General features: G+C 71.0%; 2 protein-coding genes. Both read left to right on the forward strand.

All coding sequences use genetic code 11. From position 1 onward, the window contains the following. Positions 1-132 precede the first annotated feature (132 nt). Complete coding sequence (locus tag AC1D1G_RS43520; RefSeq protein ID WP_073366721.1) at positions 133-1,086, forward strand: M56 family metallopeptidase; 954 nt, start codon at positions 133-135, stop codon at positions 1,084-1,086. A 225-nt stretch (positions 1,087-1,311) separates the two neighbouring features. Continuing rightward, positions 1,312-3,141 (forward strand): DEAD/DEAH box helicase, encoded by a 1,830-nt coding sequence (locus AC1D1G_RS43525; protein WP_477956743.1) that lies wholly within the window; start codon positions 1,312-1,314, stop codon positions 3,139-3,141. Positions 3,142-3,186 lie beyond the last annotated feature (45 nt).

Genomic DNA, 3,186 nt, shown 5'->3' on the forward strand with positions numbered 1-3,186 from the left:
GGTCGGCGCCGACGAGGCCGACGCGCTCCGCGAGGCCCTCGCCGCGCTCGAGGCCAAGGAGCGGTCCACCGGAGACAATCAGTCGGGAACCGTTCGCGCCGGCTGACGTTCGTCATGCATGATGAGTAGGACATGGACGCCACCACCGCGCTGGTATTCGGAGTACTCGCACTTCTACTCGCAGGGCCTGTCCCTGCGCTGTTGAGTCGTGCCCGATGGCCGCATCGCGCCCCCCGAGCAGCACTCGTGCTGTGGCAGGCAATCGCCCTCGCCGCAGTTCTGTCCGCATTCAGTTCGGGCCTCGCGATCGCCAGCCAGCTCCTGGTCCCCGGACCGGACGGACGCCCGACCACGGCGCCGGTCGCCGAGATCGACGCCCTGGGCCTGCCCCTGTGGCTGCTGTACGTGGTGGTCTTTGCGCTCACCCTCCTCGTCGGCGCCAAACTGATCTTCGCGATCGTGCAGGTCGGGGTCCGCACCCGTCGCCGACGCGCCCGGCACCGCATGCTGGTCGACCTCCTCGACCGCTGCGATTCCTCGTCACCGCTCGCCCGCACCCCGGACCTGCGGGTCCTCGACGTCACCGAGCCCATCGCCTACTGCCTGCCCGGTCTGCGCCAGCGGGTGGTGCTGAGCCAGGGCACGTTCACCAATCTCGACGACGCGGAGATCACCGCGATACTGACCCACGAGCGGTCCCATTTGCGGGCCCGGCACGACCTCGTCCTCGAGGCGTTCACCGCCGTCAACGCCGCCTTCCCCACCGTCGTGCGCAGCAAGTCCGCGCTCGGGTCGGTGCAGTTGCTGGTCGAGATGCTGGCCGACGACTCCGCCGTCCGCGCCACCGGACCGACCGCGCTGGCCCGCGCGCTCGTCGCCTGTTCGGGGTCGATTGCCCCCAAGGGCGCCATGGCCGCGGGTGGTCCCAGCACCCTGCTGCGGGTGCAGCGCCTGGCCTCCTCGGAGGCGGGAACCCCGGTGGCTCTCGCCGCCTACGCCGCGTCGGTGGCCATCCTCGTGGTGCCGACCATCGCCGTCGCCGTCCCCTGGCTCACCGAACTGAGCCGGTTGTTCAGCGCCGTGTAGTCACCCAGCTCACATCCCGCCGGGTTCGATAACCGGGTGCCCCGTCGCGTACACTGGTCGACGGTCGCCCCTGCGGCCCATCAACACTGAAACGGCACACAGCCCAATTCCCCGCACTTCCGCGAATGGATTGACCAGGTGACATGTGCCCTGGCTCGTCCCTTTGTGCGTGCTGCATGACAGCCCCCGCTCCGCGACGCGCCCTATGCCCGGAGAGGTATTTGCGTGACCAACGCTGTCCAGACGACGTCTGCCCCACTAGAGCAGACCGAGACCGAAACCCCTGACCAGAACGCCACCGTGACGTTCGCCGAGATCGGCCTGCCCGCACCCCTGGTGCAGGCCCTCGCCCGCAACTCCATCACCGTCCCGTCGCCGATCCAGGCGCTGGCCGTCCCCGACGCGCTGGCCGGCACCAACGTCCTCGGCCGCGCACAGACCGGATCGGGCAAGACCCTCGCATTCGGCCTGCCCATGCTCACCCGCCTGTCCCGGCACGAGGACCGGCCCGCACCCAAGCGTCCCCGCGCACTGGTGCTCGTTCCCACCCGTGAACTCGCGTTCCAGGTGGTCGACTCCCTCAACTCGTACGCCGGGGCCATGGGACTGACCGTGCGCCCCGCCGTCGGCGGCACCCCGTTCAGCAAGCAGGTCGACCAGCTGCGCCGCGGCGTCGACATCCTCGTCGCCACCCCCGGCCGGCTGAACGACCACCTGCGTCAGGGCACCTGCATCCTCGACTCCATCGAGATCACCGCGCTCGACGAGGCCGATCAGATGGCTGACATGGGCTTCCTGCCCGAGGTCCGGGCCATCCTCGGGGAAACCCGGGCCGACGGCCAGCGTCTCCTGTTCTCGGCCACCCTGGACCGTGAGGTGCAGTCGCTGGTCCGCCAGTTCCTGCCCGACCACGTGCAGCACTCCACCGAGGACGGTCGCGCCAGCGTCGACACGATGGAGCACTACGTGCTGCTCGTCGACCGCGGCCAGAAGGACAACGTCCTCGCCGAGATCGGTGCCCGCGACGGCCGCACGATCATGTTCGCCCGCACCAAGCTCGGCTGCGAGGGCATCACCGACCGCCTCCGCGCGGTGGGAATCGCCGCCGAGGCGCTGCATGGCGGCAAGGCGCAGAACCAGCGCACCCGGGTCCTCGAACGGTTCAAGAACGGCCGCACCCCCGTGCTCGTCGCGACGGACGTCGCCGCCCGCGGCATCCACGTCGACGGCATCGACCTGGTCGTGCACGTCGATCCGCCCGCCGACCACAAGGACTACCTGCACCGTGCGGGCCGGACCGCCCGTGCAGGCGAGAAGGGCACTGTCGTCGCGATCGTGCTGCCCAACCAGAAGCGCACGTTCCGCCGCCTGACCGGGATGGCCGGTGTCGACGCCACCGCCGTGCCCGTCACCCCCGGCTCGGAGAAGCTGGCCAGCATCACCGGCGCCAAGGCGCCCAGCGGAGAACCGGTGCGCGACACCTACTCCCGCGGTGAGCGTGGCGGCGACCGCAAGTTCGGTGACCGCGGACCCCGCCGTGAGGGCGGATACGACGGCGGCGGCTACCGCGGCAATCGCAACGACCGCGGCGACCGTGGTGAGCGCAGCTTCGGCGACCGTCCGTCGGGTGGTCGCAGCTTCGAGGGTCGCGGCCCGCGCCGCGACCAGACCGACAACCGGTCCGGCGGCTACCGGGGCGACCGTCCGCAGCGCGACGGTGACAACCGTGGCGGCGGCTACCGCGGCGACCGGGACAACCGGACGTTCACGGATCGGGCCCCGCGCCGCGACTTCGGCGACCGCGGCGACAGCCACCGCGGAACCGGCGAGCGCAGCTTCGACCGCAGCGCACCCCGCCGCGAGTTCGGCGACAACCGCGGTGCGGCAGGCGGGTTCCGTCGCGACGATCGCCGGGATGACCGCCGTGACGATCGCCGCCCCGCGGCCACGTCGGAGCGTCGCCCCGCGGCGACGACCGGTGGCGGGTTCCGCAGCCGCACGGAGCGTCGCTCGTACGACGGTTTCGACGGCCCGCGGCGTGAGCGCCGCAGCTGATCGATCGCTGATCCGACAACCGAATATCGAAGTGTGAGAGAAGGC

The organism is Rhodococcus sp. P3_B8 (assembly GCF_056402775.1).